This is a genomic window from Streptomyces sp. NPDC093591 (assembly GCF_044764885.1).
Taxonomy (GTDB): domain Bacteria; phylum Actinomycetota; class Actinomycetes; order Streptomycetales; family Streptomycetaceae; genus Streptomyces.
The window spans coordinates 228,440-243,640 of sequence record NZ_JBIWIY010000020.1 but is presented as its reverse complement, the minus strand read 5'-3'; the positions used below and the strand labels follow the sequence as shown (position 1 = coordinate 243,640).

General features: G+C 69.0%; 17 protein-coding genes and 1 pseudogene. 9 read left to right on the top strand and 9 right to left on the bottom strand.

Going from position 1 to position 15,201, the window contains the following annotated elements; all coding sequences use genetic code 11:
• Positions 1–301 precede the first annotated feature (301 nt).
• The gene (locus ACIREI_RS37000; RefSeq protein ID WP_403342645.1) at positions 302–487 is read left to right on the top strand and encodes a hypothetical protein; all 186 of its coding nucleotides are present in this window, start codon (positions 302–304) and stop codon (positions 485–487) included.
• A 47-nt stretch (positions 488–534) separates the two neighbouring features.
• Here the strand turns inward: ACIREI_RS37000 and ACIREI_RS36995 are convergent, their stop codons facing one another.
• From ACIREI_RS36995 to ACIREI_RS36985, 3 genes are all read right to left on the bottom strand, one after another.
• A complete protein-coding gene (locus tag ACIREI_RS36995) occupies positions 535–2,070 on the bottom strand; it encodes a cellulase family glycosylhydrolase (protein ID WP_403342643.1) in 1,536 nt (511 codons plus the stop codon).
• A 152-nt stretch (positions 2,071–2,222) separates the two neighbouring features.
• Positions 2,223–3,050: an ABC transporter permease gene (locus ACIREI_RS36990; protein WP_403342640.1), complete on the bottom strand. Its 828-nt coding sequence runs from the start codon at positions 3,048–3,050 to the stop codon at positions 2,223–2,225.
• A complete protein-coding gene (locus ACIREI_RS36985; protein ID WP_403342638.1) occupies positions 3,047–4,063 on the bottom strand; it encodes an ATP-binding cassette domain-containing protein in 1,017 nt (338 codons plus the stop codon). Before ACIREI_RS36985 ends, ACIREI_RS36990 begins: the two co-directional genes overlap by 4 nt.
• A gap of 88 nt (positions 4,064–4,151) precedes the next feature.
• Here ACIREI_RS36985 and ACIREI_RS36980 point away from each other — a divergent pair, with 88 nt between their 5' ends.
• Positions 4,152–4,952 carry a TetR/AcrR family transcriptional regulator gene (locus tag ACIREI_RS36980; RefSeq protein WP_403342636.1) on the top strand — a complete coding sequence of 267 codons (801 nt, stop codon included), beginning with the start codon at positions 4,152–4,154 and terminating at the stop codon, positions 4,950–4,952.
• 4 nt (positions 4,953–4,956) lie between these two features.
• Here ACIREI_RS36980 and ACIREI_RS36975 read toward each other — a convergent pair whose 3' ends face one another.
• Positions 4,957–5,934 carry a WD40 repeat domain-containing protein gene (locus ACIREI_RS36975; RefSeq protein ID WP_403342633.1) on the bottom strand — a complete coding sequence of 326 codons (978 nt, stop codon included), beginning with the start codon at positions 5,932–5,934 and terminating at the stop codon, positions 4,957–4,959.
• A gap of 129 nt (positions 5,935–6,063) precedes the next feature.
• Between ACIREI_RS36975 and ACIREI_RS36970 the strand changes: the two genes are divergently transcribed.
• Together ACIREI_RS36970 and ACIREI_RS36965 are read left to right on the top strand one after the other, a co-directional pair.
• A complete protein-coding gene (locus tag ACIREI_RS36970) occupies positions 6,064–6,750 on the top strand; it encodes an SGNH/GDSL hydrolase family protein (protein WP_403342631.1) in 687 nt (228 codons plus the stop codon).
• Between the two features lie 55 nt (positions 6,751–6,805).
• On the top strand, positions 6,806–7,240 hold the full coding sequence (locus tag ACIREI_RS36965; RefSeq protein WP_403342629.1) for a hypothetical protein: 435 nt from the start codon (positions 6,806–6,808) through the stop codon (positions 7,238–7,240).
• 66 nt (positions 7,241–7,306) lie between these two features.
• Here ACIREI_RS36965 and ACIREI_RS36960 read toward each other — a convergent pair.
• A pseudogene (locus ACIREI_RS36960) lies at positions 7,307–8,058 on the bottom strand (aminoglycoside adenylyltransferase family protein).
• 235 nt (positions 8,059–8,293) lie between these two features.
• On the opposite strand from ACIREI_RS36960, the gene ACIREI_RS36955 reads away from it, so the two are divergent.
• Both ACIREI_RS36955 and ACIREI_RS36950 read left to right on the top strand, forming a co-directional pair.
• Complete coding sequence (locus ACIREI_RS36955) at positions 8,294–8,695, top strand: hypothetical protein (RefSeq protein ID WP_403342627.1); 402 nt, start codon at positions 8,294–8,296, stop codon at positions 8,693–8,695.
• Positions 8,696–8,772: 77 nt separating this feature from the next.
• Entirely contained in the window at positions 8,773–9,153 is a 381-nt protein-coding gene (locus tag ACIREI_RS36950; protein WP_403342624.1) for a hypothetical protein, read from the top strand.
• A gap of 89 nt (positions 9,154–9,242) precedes the next feature.
• On the opposite strand, the gene ACIREI_RS36945 is transcribed toward ACIREI_RS36950, so the two are convergent.
• A complete protein-coding gene (locus tag ACIREI_RS36945) occupies positions 9,243–10,172 on the bottom strand; it encodes a nuclear transport factor 2 family protein (RefSeq protein ID WP_403342621.1) in 930 nt (309 codons plus the stop codon).
• Positions 10,173–10,294: 122 nt separating this feature from the next.
• Between ACIREI_RS36945 and ACIREI_RS36940 the strand changes: the two genes are divergently transcribed.
• Positions 10,295–11,287 (top strand): aldo/keto reductase, encoded by a 993-nt coding sequence (locus ACIREI_RS36940; RefSeq protein ID WP_403342619.1) that lies wholly within the window; start codon positions 10,295–10,297, stop codon positions 11,285–11,287.
• A gap of 225 nt (positions 11,288–11,512) precedes the next feature.
• On the opposite strand, the gene thpR is transcribed toward ACIREI_RS36940, so the two are convergent.
• The gene (gene thpR, locus ACIREI_RS36935; protein WP_403342617.1) at positions 11,513–12,085 is read right to left on the bottom strand and encodes an RNA 2',3'-cyclic phosphodiesterase; all 573 of its coding nucleotides are present in this window, start codon (positions 12,083–12,085) and stop codon (positions 11,513–11,515) included.
• Between the two features lie 26 nt (positions 12,086–12,111).
• On the opposite strand from thpR, the gene ACIREI_RS36930 reads away from it, so the two are divergent.
• Positions 12,112–12,630 carry a GNAT family N-acetyltransferase gene (locus ACIREI_RS36930; RefSeq protein WP_403342615.1) on the top strand — a complete coding sequence of 173 codons (519 nt, stop codon included), beginning with the start codon at positions 12,112–12,114 and terminating at the stop codon, positions 12,628–12,630.
• Positions 12,631–12,740: 110 nt separating this feature from the next.
• A complete protein-coding gene (locus tag ACIREI_RS36925) occupies positions 12,741–13,328 on the top strand; it encodes a Uma2 family endonuclease (RefSeq protein WP_403342613.1) in 588 nt (195 codons plus the stop codon).
• An 18-nt stretch (positions 13,329–13,346) separates the two neighbouring features.
• On the opposite strand, the gene ACIREI_RS36920 is transcribed toward ACIREI_RS36925, so the two are convergent.
• Together ACIREI_RS36920 and ACIREI_RS36915 are read right to left on the bottom strand one after the other, a co-directional pair.
• Positions 13,347–14,702 (bottom strand): MFS transporter, encoded by a 1,356-nt coding sequence (locus ACIREI_RS36920; protein ID WP_403342610.1) that lies wholly within the window; start codon positions 14,700–14,702, stop codon positions 13,347–13,349.
• Between the two features lie 24 nt (positions 14,703–14,726).
• The gene (locus ACIREI_RS36915; protein WP_403342608.1) at positions 14,727–15,164 is read right to left on the bottom strand and encodes a MarR family winged helix-turn-helix transcriptional regulator; all 438 of its coding nucleotides are present in this window, start codon (positions 15,162–15,164) and stop codon (positions 14,727–14,729) included.
• Positions 15,165–15,201: the final 37 nt, after the last annotated feature.

Below are 15,201 nucleotides of genomic sequence, written 5' to 3'. Positions count from 1 at the left end.
CTACTTAGCGGTCTGTATTGTTTTGGGTGGTGTTCGCCCGCGGTCGTTAACACGCCGGTGTGGGCGGCCGTGTCGTCGCGCGCGCGCACCCCGCCGCCCCCCCCGCCCCTCGTCATGCGGGGAGTCGAGCAGGGTGAAGTCGCTGCCGATAGGCCGGTCAGCCGCCCGCGCATGAGTCGGACGGCACGGCTCCCAGCGCGCCTGCGCCGTCTGCCCACCCCACTTGGCGCTTGACAGAACCCCACTCGAAGCTAAATCTGACACCTCGTCATTGCCCCAGGTCGCCAAGGACATGAAGGCCATGCGAAGCAGCATCAAGAGCCTCGACACGCGGATGGGCGGCATGAACGGTTCGCTGAACTCCATGAACGGGTCGCTGTCATCCGTGAAGGGGTCGATGTCCGGCATGAACGGGTCGCTGTCATCGATGCAGAAGGACCTCAACGACATGGACGAGAGGCTGAGCATCATCCCCGAGCTCAAGTGACCGAGAGCGGCAGGGCGCCCGGCGGACCACCACCGGGCGCCCTCCCCTCACGCAGCCGCGCAGCTCACCGCCGGCGTCGCCCCGCCCCCGGGCGCACCCCCGAACCCGAAGCTCGCCGAACCACCCACCGCGACCGCCCCGTTGTGCCCGGCGTTGGACGCGGTCACCGTCGCCCCGCTCTGTGTGTACGACGCGTTCCACATGGAAGTGACCCGCTGGGACCCGCCCCAGGTCCAGGTCACCTTCCAGGAGGTGAGCGGCGTGGCCCCCGTGTTGGTGACCTTCACCTCGGCGTTGAAGCCGCCGCCCCAGTCGCTGCTGACGGTGTAGGCGGCGCTGCAGGTGGCCATGCCGCCGCCCGGGTCGGGATCGGGATCGCTCCCGCCCCCGCCGCCCGGAAATCCCGGCGCCTTGATGCTCGCCAGATACCCGTCCTTCACGGTGTCCACGGTCGTCCAGTCGTCCTTCAGGATCCCGCCCGTGTCACCGGAGTTGGGGTTCCAGGACCAGAACGTCCAGTGGAACGAGTCCGCCCCGTGCGCCGACGTCGACCGCAGGTACGTCACCAGCGCGGCCAGCCACTTCTGGTCCACCGTCGACTGGAGCGTCGTACCGAACTCGCCGAGCCACACGGGGGCGATGTTCTGCTTGAAGACGTAACCCCAGTACCGGTCCCAGACGCCCGGCATGTTGTCGGGGAAGGCCGGATCGCTGAACCAGGGCTGCTGGGCCACGCTGGTGGCGTAGTCGTGGGCCGAGTACACGAGCCGGTTCGGGACGTCGAGCTGCACCGGGTACTGGGCCACGCCCATGAGGTTGCCGCCCCACCAGCCGTTGGCACCGTCGTACGACTGGACGCCCTCGACCATGATCAGCAGCTCGGGGTTGACGGACAGGACGGCGTTCCCGGCCCGTTGCGCGGCGAGGCGCCAGTCGCGGGTCGTGTCGCCGCAGCCCCAGCAGGCGGGATCGTGCGGCTCGTTGTGCAGGTCGATGCCGATGACGGTGCTGTCGCCCTTGTAGCGCTGCGCCAGCGCCTTGAGGTTGGCGATCCACGTCGATTCCGGCACCGCGCTCGTGTACCAGAGCGCCGACTGCCCGCCCGCGTCCGGTCGGTGCCGGTCCAGGACGATCTTCAGGCCGGTCTGGCCAGCGTACGCCACGATCTTATCCATCACCTGCAACGACGTCAGCCCTCGCAGGTCGGCGTTCTTGCCGTCGGCGAAGTTGATGCTGTCCGGCATGGTGCCGGCCTTGAGGATGTCGTCGCTGAAGGGCAGGCGCAGGGTGTTGTAGCCCAGCGACCGCATCTGGTCGAGCATGCTCTTGTAGTCGCGGGCCCACAGGCCGTGCAGGACGTGGTTGCCGGTCTCGAAGCCGAACCAGTTGATCCCGGCGATACGGACCGGCTGCCCGGCCGCGTCCAGGATCTGCCGGCCGCTGGTGTGCCAGTACCCGGCGCCGGCCTCGGCGGCCCGTACGCCGCCGGACTCCGCCGCGTGGGCGGTGTGCGCACCGGCCCCCAGCGGTAACACAAGCGCCACCGCGGCAGCACACAGCGCTCTTCGCAAGCTGCGGAACATGTCGCTGCTTCCTCTCGGGAGGCGCGGGCCGGAACAGGTGGGAGCGCTCCCACATCCCGCACCTCCCATGGAAGTCAGGTCACGTGGACACGTCAAGCACTAGGGCCTGTCCGACGACTCCCGCGGGAATCGTCGGACAGGCCCTGAGGACGTCACCGGCTCAGCTTCTGGAACCTCCGCACCGCGAGCGGCAGGAAGATCGCCGTCAGAATCACCGGCCACACCCCCGCCATCAGCAGCGCATGCTGCTCGACCCAGGAGTCCCCGGCCACGGCCACGCTCGGCACCCCGAACAGCTCACGGGTGGCCGCGGCGGTGGAGGAGATCGGGTTCCAGGCCGCCACCCAGCCCAGCCAGTCGGGCATCAGCTGGGGCGCGACGAAGATGCTGGAGATCATCGTGAGCGGGAAGGCGACGGCGAACAGACCGCCCGCGGCCTCCGGGTTGGGCACCAGCAGGCCCAGCCACACCCCGATCCAGATCAGCGCGAACCGCAGCCACAGCAGCAGGCCGAAGGCGCCGAGGAAGCCGAAGCCGCCGTCCGGGCGCCAGCCCATCGCGAAGGCCGTCAGCATCATGATCGCCAACTCCGCGCAGGCGGCGAGCAGATCGGTGATCCCGCGCCCGGCGACCACCGCGGAGGAGGCCATCGGCATGGAGCGGAACCGGTCGATGACGCCCTTGGTGGAGTCGTAGACGACGAGTGTGGCGGTGTTGATGAAGCCGAACGCCATCGTCATCACGAACATGCCCGGCATCAGGAAGTCCTTGTAGTCCCCGCCGCCGGGCACCTTCATCGCGCTGCCGAAGACATAGCCGTAGAGCAGCACGGACAGGATCGGGAAGCCCAGCTGCCAGGCGATGTTGACCGGTTGGCGCTGGTAGTGGGTCAGGCCACGGCGGACGATGTTCCAGACGTCGGCGAGGGCCCAGTACAGGCGGCCGCGCGTGGCCGGGACGGTCAGGTCTACGGCGGTCATGCGACGGCCCCCTTCTTGGTCTTGTCGTTCCTGTCGTTCTCGTCGGTCTTCTCGGTGCGGTGTCCGGTCAGGCGCAGGAACACGTCGTCGAGGCTCGGCCTGCGCAGGCCGATGTCCTCCACCTGGACGCCCTCGTCCTGCAGGGTCCGCGCGACCTCGGTCAGCGCGGACACCCGGTCGACCACGGGCGCGTGCACCCGCAACTCGCCCTCCTCCGTCTCGGGTTCACCGTCCGAGACCCGGGCGACGACCTTCGCGACCCGCGCGAGGTCGGCCCCGTCGGCGACGACGACCTCGATACGGTCGCCGCCAACGAGGTTCTTCAGCCCGTCCGGGGTGTCGTCGGCGATGGCGCGGCCCTGGTCGATGACGGTGATGTGCGAGGCCAGCTTGTCGGCCTCCTCCAGGTACTGCGTGGTCAGCAGCACCGTCGTACCGCCCGCCACCAACGCCCGTACGGACTCCCATACTTCGCCCCGGCTGCGGGGGTCGAGTCCCGTCGTCGGCTCGTCGAGGAAGAGGACGGCCGGGGCGAGGATCATCGACGCGGCCAGGTCGAGGCGGCGCCGCATACCGCCGCTGTACTTGCCGACGCCCTTGTCAGCGGCGTCGGCCAGGTCGAACTGCTCCAGGAGCTCCGCGGCACGCAGCTTCGCCCGCCTGCCGCCCAGGTGGAAGAGACGGCCGAACATCTCCAGGTTCTGTCGGCCGGTGAGCACCTCGTCCACGGCCGCGTACTGCCCGGTGAGTCCGATGCGCGCCCGCACCTCGCGCGGCTGCCGGGCCACGTCGAGCCCGGCCACCGTCGCCCGGCCGCCGTCCAGCCTGATCAGCGTGGACAGGATGCGTACGGCGGTGGTCTTGCCGGCGCCGTTCGGTCCGAGCAGGCCGTGCACCGTGCCCTCGCGGACGGCCAGGTCGAAGCCGTCGAGGGCGCGCTTGTCGCCGTAGCGCTTCTCCAGGCCCTCGGCCCGGACCGCGTATCGGTCGTTCCCGCCGCTTCCCTCACTCATGGGGTCCCCCTTTCGGTAACTGAGTACACCGTACCCGATTGCGCGTACGCCGTACTCAGTTTTTTGCGGAGGACTTAAGCTGAACTGCATGACGAGCGGCAAGGGCGGCACCAGCGGTACCGGCAGCACGGAGACCAGCGGCAGCGGCGACATCGCCCGCACGCTGGAACTGCTGTGGGATACGGGCCGGCGCCCGAGCCGCGGGCCCAAGCCGACCCTCACCCTGGACCAGATCGTGGACGCGGCCGTCCGGGTCGCGGACGCCGAAGGGCTGGAGTCGGTGTCCATGCGCCGGGTCGCCGCCGAGCTGGGCACCGGCACGATGTCGCTGTACCGGTACGTCCCCGGCAAGGCGGAACTGCTCGATCTGATGCTGGACCGCGTCCAGCGTCCCTCCGAGAACCCGGCCGACCTCGGCGACGGCGGCTGGCGCTCGGCCCTGGAGGCCCTGGGCCGAGCGACCCTCGACCTCTACCGCCGCCACCCCTGGCTGCTCCAGGTCAACCAGTCCCGCCCGATCCTCGGTCCGAGCGCCCTGGACGGCATGGAGAAGGTGCTCGACCGCATCAAGCCGATGGGCCTGACCGACCGCGAGCTGGTCTCGGCGATCATCATGATCGACGGGTACGTCGTCGGGGCCGCGCGCACCCAGCTGTACCACCAGGAGGCGGAGCGCCGGACGGGCCTGACGGACGGGGAGTTCTGGCAGGCCCAGGCGCCGATGCTGGAGAAGATCATGGCCTCCGGCCGTTATCCCCTCCTCGCCTCCCTCGACGAGAACACCTGGAATCCCGACTTCGACCACTTCGAGTTCGGGCTGCAGCGGATCCTGGACGGGCTCGAGGTCTTCGTCACCCGGCGGTCGCAGCCATCGCCCCCGGCGCCGTAGCCGTTCACCTGCGGCGCACCAGCCGCCGGAACCCGAAGACGACGACGCAGGCGACGAGCACGGCGACGGCACCGACCTTGAGGTCGCCGGTCCGGCCGCTGTCACCGTCGCCGTCCCCGGAGGAGTCCGAACTCCCGCCGCCGGACGAGGAGTCGGCGGACCCGGCGGCCTCAGGAGCGTCCTTCGCCACGACGTTGCTGTTGGCCCCCTCGCTGCCGAGCATGATCTTGGTGCCGTCGGTGGAGTAGGAGACGGACTCCCCCTGGCCCAGCGGCACGCTGATGCGCTCCAGCCGCTTGAGCTTGCCGCCGTTCCAGTCGTAGGCGATGCCGCCGAAGTAGCCGCGTACGGCGAGGGTCTTGCCGTCCGGGGAGAAGGCGGCGTCGGTGGCCCACAAGTCGACGGGGGCGGCGGGCTTGAACACGTTCGTCCCCGAGGCGGAGAGCTCGGCCGGCCCCTCGTACAGGTGCCCGCCGTCCTCCTGCTTGTCGATGATGTAGACCCGCCCGGTCTTGGGGTGCACGACGAGCGACTCGGCGTCGCGGGTCCCGTCGGAGTACTTCACCACGTACTGCGTGGCCCGGATCGTCTGATCCTTGAGCGTCTTCGGCTCAGGCAGCCGGTAGACCCACACATAGGGCCACTCCACACCGTCGTTGTCACCGATGTCGCCGACCCAGATCTCGTTCCCCGGCCCCATGGAGATCGCCTCCACGTCGCGCGGGGTGCCGACCCCGGTCATGGTGATCGTCGCGACGGTCTCGCCGGTGCCGCTGTCGACGGCGTAGAGGTAGGCGCCCTCGTCCTGGTCGTTGTGCGTCCAGTAGATGCCCGGGTGCTGACGTGAGGCGGCCAGCCCGCTGGACTCGGTGATGCGCGGGTCCTTGATCGTGAAGTCCTCGTCGCCGTCGGCGGCGGAGGCAGGCAGGGCGCACGCGCCCGCGATCAGGAGTCCGGCGAGAAGGGCGATCGGTCGGCGCATGCCCCAAGCCTGCCATCCGGCCCGGCGATTCGGAGTCCGGGTCGGCAGCGGGGTGAACCGCTCCGGGAGTGTCAGGCTTCACACCTCACCTCCCCCTACCGACAGGTAGCGATCGTCCATCATGAGCGGATGCTCAGGTTCATGCCCGTCGGCGACTCCCAGACCATCGGCAGCGCCGGCGAACACACGTGGCGCTACCGCATGTGGCAGCACCTGCGTGAGACATACGGCGGCCCCTTCGCCCTCGTCGGCCCGCGCGAGACGCTGTACGACAAGGCGACGGACGCGCCGACGTCGTACGAGTACGCCACCGACTGCGACCCCGCCTTCCCCCGCGCCCACCTGGCCGGCTGGGGCGAGGGCTGGCTGCACATGGCCCCGCTGATCGGCGAGGCGGTGCGCTCGTGCCGGGCGAACGTCCTCCTGGTCTCCCTGGGCCTGATCGACCTGGGCTTCTACACGAACGCGGAGCAGACGGCGGAGAATGTACGGGGGTTCGTGGCCGAGGCGCGGTCGGCGAACCCGAAGGTACGGATGGCCGTGCTGCCGGTGATCCCGAACGTCCGCGCCGCATCGGACGCGCCCTTCGCGGCCGAGGTCACCCGCTTCAACGAACTGCTGGCCAAGACGGTGGCAGACCTGGACGAGCCACGCTCGCCCCTGCTCCTGGCGTCCCCTCCCCCGTCGTACGACATCCATCTCGACACCTACGACGGCACGCACCCGAACGCGAGCGGCGAGCACAAGATCGCGGGGGCCTTCGCGGAGGCGATGTATCAGGCGTGGGGGGTGGGGGCGCCCTATACGGGCGCCTGACACCATGACACAGCCGAGACCTCGCATCCGGCCCGAGCACGCGACGGAGACCCCTGTGAAGCGCACCCTCCACACCACTGCCGTTCTCACGCTCGGTGCCGCCCTGATCGCCGGCACCGCCGCTTGCCGCGCCGAGGACACCGCCAAGCCCGACCAGGTCGGAGTCGTGGAACAACTGCCCACGGACACGGACAAGACGCAGTCGAAGAAGAAGGCCCAGGAGTTCCGTTCCTGGGTCGAGAAGCACGGAAGCGCCCAGCAGAAGGACGCGGCCGGGCGGGTGAGCCGCATCATCGGCGAGTGGAACGAGCAGACGGGCGACGCCTACATCTCCACCGACATCAACGGGGGGAAGACCCAGGTGGAGAACCCCCAGTCGGCCGCCACCGCGATCGTCGAGGCGTTCGCCGACTGGAAGGACTCGGACGAGGGATACGCGTCGGTCTACGACGTCTTCGGCAACGCGATGATCACCAATTACAGGTTCTGAGCACACCAAGTACCAAGACGGTGACGGCGTTCGCGGACACCATGCAACGTCAGGCGTGGGCCACGGCTACCGCGACTGAGCGTCAATGGCTCGCACGAGGAACTCGGCACAGGGCTGAACGCCGGCCCGCAGGCTCGTCCAGTGCTCCACCTCCTCCCCCAGGTAGACGGCGCGGGCATGGGCGAGGACCGGCCGGTGCTCGGCGGGAGCCTTGGCAGGACCCAGTCGGCGGCCGCGTCCTTGGCGCGGATGGTCCCGGTGGCGAGGGTGGTCCAGATCCGGGCGAGGGTGAGCAGGACGTTGCGGGTGTCGGTGTCCAACTCGTCGAGCAGCTCCGGCACTCCGGCGGTGATCGCGCGCCTGAGGTCGTCCTGCGGAACGGGGTCGAGGACCTCGGCGGGTGGGGGGCCGTACAGCGGGGCGTCCCCGAGCAGCACCATCGTGAGGAGGGGCGCGAGGTCGGGGCTGGGCTCGGGGGCGGGGATGACGCCACGCTCGTAGTCGCCCCGCTGCCATTCGCCGTACAGGAAGTCGCAGGGCGGCGGGTAGCGCCAGGGACGTACGTCGTCCTGCACGACGACGATGAGCTCGACGGGGCGGGCGCCGTTCCCCCCGCCGGACATCTTGAGCAACTCTCCGAGCAGTTCCCGGCGTTCGTCCCCGGTCGGACTCCGGCGTACGACGACCAGGGCATCGACGTCACTGTGCGGACGGAGCCCGCCGAGGGTGGCGGAGCCATGGAGGTAGACGCCGAGGACGGTGGTGCCGATGGTGCGGCGGAGGAGGGCGAGGAGGGGCTGGGTGTCCGGGGTCGGCATATGAGCTTGATCTCCGTTGTCGTGGTCACCGTGCACATCGTTGTGACGCGCGGCTGTACCTGTCCGCGGGGAGCCCGGGAGAAGCGTCACGATGTCCCCGGTTCCGCGCTGGAGGCGTCCCACACCGCACCGAGGGACGGCCGGAACTGCGGCTCATTGTCCGAGCTACGCTTCCCTCACGTTGATCACAGAAGCGGGACGCGGAGAGCAGGTGCAGCCAATGAGGAAGGGCCGCTTGGGCATTTGGGTCGGTGGGGCACTGCTCGTGGGATGGCTCACCACCATTGTCGTCAGCATTAACAACGAGCCGCCCGGCGGGGCGTCGAACCTGAATGCCCTCGAAGAGCACACCATCACGGCGTTGCACACCCAGGACGCGGATGCATTGCAGCTGCTCTTCACCGAGGACAGCGTCGCCGACGAATACGCGGCGAACTATCTGAATCGCCTCGGCAAAACGGCCGCAAAAAATGCACGAGGAACTGTTAAAAAGTCCTCGGGCGCCAGCTTCATCGTGGTCGACGGCCCCGGAACCTGCACGGCCTGGCAGGTGGTCGAAACGGAAAAGCGCTGGTATCTCGACGGAACGCCGCCCGTGCTCAACACATTGTGCAGCCACAGTGAAAAGCGGCGATAGCGACTTGCGGGGAAAGATCACCCGTCAATAGCGTCGACTCCGACCGAGCAACTCAATTGCAACTACGGGGAGTTGACGTGCTCAATCGCACGCGTACCGCCATCATGGCCGGAGCCTGTCTGGTCGGAGCCCTGGCCATGTCGCCACCCGCATACGCATCGGGCAGCGGCTGCACCGGAAATGCGGGCAGCAGCGGATCCAAGTGCATATACGTCACGGGCACCAAGCTCAAGGTGAAGACCGTCAAGACCACCCTCACCAAGAACCACGCCGACGACTGCGGCAAGGCCACCATCACCATCGGCTCCTGGAAGAAGACCAGCGGCAGGATCTGCGAGGCCCGCAGCTTCTCCTGGGGCCCCATCACGGTCAACAAGTCCTTCAAGGACGGCACCAAGGCGTGCGCCAGCTGGTCCAACTACCCGCGGGGCAAGGCCTGCGTGACCATCCACGACTGATCCGAAAACAGAAACAGAACAGGCACAACAGGGTGCGGGGCGGCCTCGACGGCCACCCCGCACCCCTGCGCCCTTCCGGCGCATCCCGCTCAGAACATCCCGTTGTCGTTCGCCGAGGTCTCCGGCACGTCCTGCAGCACGTCCCAGTGCTCGACGATCTTCCCGTTCCGCACCCGGAAGAGATCGACGACCGCCATGCCCCGCTCACCCGGCGCGTTCACATAGTGGCTGTGCACCGCCACCAGGTCGCCCTCGGCGATCACCCGCTTCGGCGTGACCGTCAGCCGCGGGAACGCCTCGAAGTAGCCGCCAAGCCCCGACTTCACACCCTCCACACCGTCGGCGATCGTCGGGTTGTGCTGGTGGTACTCGGAGCCCCAGTACCGGTCGAGGGCGGACAGGTCCTTCTGGACGAGGAGTTGGTCGAAGGCCTGGGTGACCAGCTTCTTGTTGTACGCCGTGAGCCAGGCCGGCCCCGGCCGCTCGGTGCGCGGCCGACTCACCGTGGAGAACATGTCGTTGCCGTTGGCGGAGCCCTCCGGCACGTTCTGCCCCGCGTCCCAGTGCTCGGCGATCTTCCCGCCCTGGAAGCGGAAGATGTCGAACACGGCCTGACCGCGGGTGCCCGGCGTCATGATCACGTTGGAGTGGACCAGCACGAGGTCACCTTCGGAGATGACCCGCTTGATGTCGTACCGGGCGTCCGGGAACTGCTGGTGGACGGACGTGCCCAGGTTCTTCAGCGTCTCGGCACCGTCGGGTGCGAGCGGGTTGTGCTGGATGTAGTCCGGCCGCACGAACCGGTCCACGACCTCGGTGTCGCCCCGCTCGAACACGCCCTTGAGGACGCGGACGGCGACGGCCTTCTGGTAGCCGAGGCGCGCGGAGTCCGAGTAGCCGGCGAAGGAAGCGGCGGAAGCGGGCGCGGAGGCGACGGCCGGCACGGCGGCGGCACCGAGCAGGGCGGCCGAGGCAAGTACCGCGACGAAGGCCCTGCGGGCAGGGGAGGTGGGGGTCACGACGCTCTCTCTCCAAAGCTATTGAAAGTTCAAGCTAGTGCTAACTAGAGGAAAGCACTTACCATCGGTTAGTGTCAAGATCGCTTGCATAGAGCGCACTCCAAGCCGTTGGCTGAGTGGTCATGAAGTACACGCAACTCGGACGCACGGGACTCAAGGTCAGCCGACTCGTCCTCGGCACCATGAACTTCGGTCCGCAGACCGACGAAGCGGACAGTCACGCGATCATGGACGCGGCGCTGGACGCGGGCATCAACTTCTTCGACACGGCGAACGTGTACGGCTGGGGCGAGAACAAGGGCCGTACCGAAAGCATCATCGGCAACTGGTTCGCCAAGGGCGGCGAGCGGCGCGACAAGGTCGTCCTCGCCACCAAGGTGTACGGCAACATGGGCGCGGACGGCGAGGCGTGGCCCAACCACGACAAGCTGTCGGCGGTGAACATCCGGCGCGCGGTCGACGCCTCGCTCAAGCGGCTGCAGACCGACTACATCGACCTCTACCAGTTCCACCACATCGACCGCGCCACCGGCTTCGAGGAGATCTGGCAGGCGATCGACGTCCTCGTCCAGCAGGGCAAGATCCTGTACGTCGGCTCCTCCAACTTCCCCGGGTACAAGATCGCCCAGGCCAACGAGATCGCCGCCCGGCGCGGCGGCACCATCGGCCTCGTCAGCGAGCAGTGCCTCTACAACCTCTACGAGCGCCGCGCCGAGATGGAGATCATCCCGGCCGCGCAGGACTACGGCCTCGGCGTCATCCCGTGGTCGCCACTGCACGGCGGCATGCTGGGCGGCGTCATCAAGAAGGAGGTCCAGGGCGGCCGACGCACCTCGGGCCGGACCGCGGAGGCCCTCAAGGACCCCGCCGTACGCGCGCAGATCCAGTCGTACGAGGACCTGCTCGACAAGCATGGGATCGAGCCCGGCGAAGCCGCCCTGGCCTGGCTGCTCACCCGACCCGGGGTCACCGGCCCGATCGTCGGCCCCCGTACCGCCGACCAGCTCGACTCCGCGCTGCGGGCGGCGGAGCTGGAGCTGAGCGAGGAACTGCTGGCGGGTCTGGACGAGGTGTTCCCGGGGCCGGGTCCCTCGCCGGAGGCGTTCGCCTGGTGACGCCGTAGCGGCAGTGCCCTCAAGGGCCGCGGGGCGGAGTCGATGTGCGGCTCCGCCCCGCGGGCGCGATCCGCCACGCACGGGCCGCACCCGACGAACGACGAGCGGTTCCCGGCGCCGCCTACCTACCTACCGAGCGCCGCAGCCAACGCCACCACAACGAACATCAAGACAAGCGCACCGGCCATGATCCGGTTCCGGGTTTTCGGGTCCACGCCACCGAGCCTAACCGGCCCCCGCGAGCGGCCAGCGGGCGACCGCCTCGTACCGGGGCTGCTCACCCGCCACCCCCGACTTCGGCAGGTTGCTGCGCACCAGCACCAGCTCGTCCACCGTCCACGTACGGCTCGTGAACGTGTCGAGGGCCGCGACATACGGCCGTACGTCCACCGCCGACCGGCTCCTCGCCACCGTCAGGTGGGCCTTGTACCGCCGGTGCTCCCCCATCGGCACCCCGGCCTTGCGCGCGGCCGCCTCACTGCGGTCCGCCAGCAGCCGCAGCGTCGCCAGGTCCCCCTCCGCGCCCGCCCACAGGGCCCGCCCGTGCCCGAACTGCCCGCCGCGGCTGAGCGCCAGCGGGAAGGGTGGCGTGCGGTGCGCGACGCGCTCCAGGCGGGCCGACAGGTCGGGTACGAGGTCGTCGTCGACCTCGCCGTAGAAGGCGAGCGTGAAGTGCCAGCCGGGGCGGCCGGTCCAGCGCAGCCCGTCCGCGCCGGGCAGCTTCTTCAACTCGGCCACTTCCGCGGCCAGTTCATCGGTGACGTCCTGCGGCGGCAGCACGGCGGCGAAGAGTCTCATGGGATCCAGCCTGGCACCATGGCGGCATGGAGATCACCATCAGAGAAGGCGGGCCCGACGACCTCCCCGCGATACTCGGCATGCTCGACAGCGGTGTGGAGTGGCTGGTCTCGCAGGGGCGCCCGGGTCAGTGGGGGACGGAGCCGCTGTCCAGGAACCCGAAGGTGGCGGAGTCGGTCACCCGGGACATGGACGAGGGCAGCGCTTTCATCGCCGAGGTCGACGGCGTGCCGGCCGCCGCCCTCACCCTCACCGACGCACCCGGCGCCTACCTGGCCCATCTCCCGCCGCCCGGCGAGCCCGAGCGCTACATCCACTGGCTCACCTCCGACCGCCGCTTCCAGGGACACGGCGTGGGCGGCGCCCTGCTCGCGCACGCCGTCGAGGAGACCCGGCGCGCGGGCGTCTCGCTGCTGCGGGTGGACTGCTACGCGGGCGACGACGGCGGGCTCATCCGCTACTACGAGCGCCACGGGTTCGTCCGCACCGAGACCTACGTGGGCAAGGACGACTGGCCGGGGCAGGTGCTGGCGCGGAGGGTCTAGCTCCCTCGGGACGGGAGCGTGACCATCGCCACACGTGACACGGTCACCGTGCGTATCGTTGTACTGCGCGACTGCCCGTGACCGAGCGGTGGCCGGGGAGGAGCGCCACGATGACCGTCCTTGACGACAGGATCGAGATGGCCGAAGAGTGCAGTGAGCTGACTCTGGACGTCATGTTCGAGTGGCTCGAGAAGATGCCCATCCCCGAGGGAACGAAGGTAGAGATCGTCGGGGGGAACATCTTCATGTCACCGCAGCGGCAGACCCACTGGGAGATCATCTTCGACATCGCGGAGCAGCTGCGTGCTCAATACCCGCGCAAGCGATTGGCGTCGGACGTGCGGATCGACTTCCCCGGCCATCTGAACGGCTTCGCCTGTGATGTGGCGGCCATGGCCGAGCAGTCCGTGAAGGACAGCAGAGGCCGTTGGCGCTATCAAGACGTCGAGTTCGTGGCCGAGGTCATCTCCAAGGACGCGGCCGCCAACGACCACGGGCCGAAGAAGGACACCTACGCCTCGGCCGAAGTGCCGGTGTACTTGATCGTGGACCCGTACGCCGGAGAGTGGCATCTGCACACCCTGCCGAAGGACGGCAAGTATCACAGCGACGTCAGCTTCTCCTTCGGAGAGGACATCGACCTGACGGGCACTGCGGTCGGCCTCGTCCTCAAGACCGACGAGTTCCCCCGCGACTGACGACCCGGACGCCTCCTCCTACGCCACCGTCGCCAGCTCTTCCCGCCGCTCCCGCGGCACGAACCGCACCTGCGGGTGGCCGCGGTTCCAGCCCACCGACAGCCGCAGGCCGCCGACCCTGGCCAGGACCAGGGCGATGGTGACGGCCGCGGCGGCGGTGATGGCGCCGCCCACCGCCAGGCCCGCCCGGACGCCGTACGCGTCCGTGATCCAGCCGGCGATCGGCGCGCCCAGCGGCGCGCCGCCCATGAACACCATCATGTACAGGGCCATCACCCGGCCCCGCATGCTCGGGTCGGTGGACATCTGGATGCTGCTGTTGGCGGTGACGTTGACCGTCATGCCAAACATGCCGATGGGGACCATGAGCAGCGCGAACAGCCACAGTGAGGGCGCGAACGCGGCCACGATCTCCATCGCCCCGAAGGCCACCGCCCCCGCGATCAGCACCCGCATCCGGGCCGTACCGCGCCGGGCCGCGAGCAGGGCGCCCGCCAGGGAGCCCACCGCCATCAGCGTGTTGAAGAGGCTGTAGGAGCCGGCGCCCGCGCGGAAGACGTCGTCGGCGAAGGCCGACAGATAGACGGGGAAGTTGAAGCCGAAGGTGGAGACGAACCCGGCGAGGGCGATGGTCCAGATCAGCTCCGGGCGCCCGGCGACATACCGCAGCCCCTCACGCAGCTGCCCCTTGCCACGCGGGGCCCGCTCGACGACGTACAGCTCACGCGCCCGCATCAGCAGCAGACCGGCGATGGGCGCGACGAAGGAGAGGCCGTTGAAGAGGAACGCCCAGCCCGTGCCGACGCCGGTGATCATCAGGCCGGCGACGGCGGGGCCGACCAGGCGGGCGGACTGGAAGTTCGCCGAGTTGAGGCTGACCGCGTTCTGCAGCTGGTCGGGGCCGACCATCTCGGAGACGAAGGACTGGCGGGCCGGGTTGTCGACGACCGTGGCGAGGCCCACGGCGAAGGCGGCGAGGTAGACGTGCCAGACCTGGACGTGTCCGGTCAGGGTGAGGACGGCGAGCGCGATGCCGGTGAGGGCCATCGACGTCTGGGTGACGAGCAGCGTGCGGCGCCTCGGCAGCCGGTCGACGAGGACGCCGCCGTAGAGGCCGAAGAGCAGCATCGGCAGGAACTGCAGGGCCGTGGTGATGCCGACGGCGGTGGCGGAGCCGGTGAGGCTGAGCACCAGCCAGTCCTGGGCGATGCGCTGCATCCAGGTGCCGGTGTTGGAGACGACCTGGCCGACGAAGAACAGGCGGTAGTTCCTGACCTTCAGCGAGCTGAACATCGAGGAACGGCGCTTGGGGACGGGCGGGGAGTTGTGGGTGGTCGGTGCGGGGGCGGAGTCTGCTCCGGATCCCGTACTCAAAAGGGTTCGCCTCCTCGGTATGGCTTACAGGTGTGCGAGCTTCTCCAGCACGGGGGCGGCGGCGCGCAGTTTCGCCCACTCGTCCTCGTCGAGGCCCTCGACCAGGGCGGCCAGGAAGGCGTTGCGCTTGCGGCGGCTCTCCTCGAGCATCGCCTCGGCCTGCTCGGTCTTCGTGACGACCTTCTGGCGCCGGTCCTCCGGGTGCGGCTCCAGACGGACCAGTCCCTTGGACTCCAGCAGGGCGACGATGCGGGTCATCGACGGCGGCTGGACGTGCTCCTTGCGGGCCAGCTCACCGGGGGTGGCCTTGCCGCAGAGGGAGAGGGTGCCCAGCACCGACATCTCGGTGGGGCTCAGCGACTCGTCGACCCGCTGATGCTTGAGCCGGCGTGACAGCCGCATCACGGCGGAGCGCAGAGAGTTCACGGCGGCAGCGTCGTCGCCATGGGTAAGGTCCGACATGTTCTTTAGAGTAACTCATTACCCTGGCTAAGGACCA